Here is a 1,100-nt window from a genome sequence, read left to right on the forward strand (position 1 = left end):
CCCGGTGCGGCGTGGCCGCACCGGGCGCGGGGGTCAGTCCCGGGCGAGGCCGGAGGTGAGGCAGCCGTTGTCTGCGAAGTGGCTGAACTGGTGGAAGCCGGCGTCGGGTCGGCAGTACCGGGGGACGGGTGTGCCGAAGTAGTCCCGGCCGCCGTTGTCGGCGACGGGGACGCCGGCCCGGCGGGCCGGTGAGCCGGGGTGCAGGCGGTAGTCGGCGGCCGCGGTGCCGCCCGGGTTGAGCAGGCGCGGGTCCGCGGTGTTCTTCGCGGGGTCGACGGGCTCGTTGGCCGGGTGGTTGCCGTAGAAGGTGTTGCCGAGCCAGAGGAAGTCGGCGGGGTTGTACCTCGGGCCGGTGTAGCCGCCGGTGCCCAGGTTGTAGAAGATGTTGCCGCTCAGGACCATGGTGTCGGCGGCCGAGCGCTGCCAGACGATCGAAGTGGTCGATCCTTCGGGCAGGTAGACCGTGTTGTTGTACACGCGGGCGTCGTTGTCCCGGGTGACGTCGAAGATCCGGCCGCCGTCGTTGCGGCTGAGGTTGTAGCGCACCACGGTGTCGTTGGTGGTCGCGCCCGATCCGCAGCCGCCGCAGAAGAGCATGAAGCCGCCCTCGTTGTCGTGGCTGTGGTTGTACTGGAAGACGGCCCGGTTGTTGCCGTAGTCGGAGTCGAAGGACTGGCCGTCACCGTTGCCCGGCAGCTTGCGGACGTGGTGGACCTCGTTGTACTGGATCAGCGCGTCGTCGGAGTTGATCGGCCAGATACCGACGTTGGAGCCCATCGGGCGCATGGCGATGTCGTACACGTGGTTGTGCTCGATCAGGGCGTGGTCGGTGACCCGTGCGACGATGCCGTCGCCGCCGGTGTTGCTGATGGTGTTGCCGCGGAAGACCAGCCGGGTGTTCGCGCGCCAGTTGGGCGGGGTGACGTCGCAGCCGTCGGTCCTGCCGTACTGGGGGCGGCACATCCAGGTGGAGCGGTTGGTGAGGCCTTCGCGGTCGACGTTGGTGATGCGGGAGTTCTGGACGACGGCGTCGTCGAAGTTGGTCGGCGTGGTGGTGCCGGAGACGCGCAGCTGGATGCCGTTGGACCACTTGGTGGCGT

Annotated in this window: 1 protein-coding gene; it reads right to left on the reverse strand. The window is 68.9% G+C overall.

Annotated features, from left to right (window positions below; genetic code table 11):
* Positions 1-33: 33 nt before the first annotated feature.
* A partial coding sequence (locus ACWEQL_RS42505) for a right-handed parallel beta-helix repeat-containing protein (RefSeq protein ID WP_452156999.1) occupies positions 34-1,100 on the reverse strand: 1,067 nt, incomplete at its 5' end.

The organism is Kitasatospora sp. NPDC004240 (genome assembly GCF_053603215.1).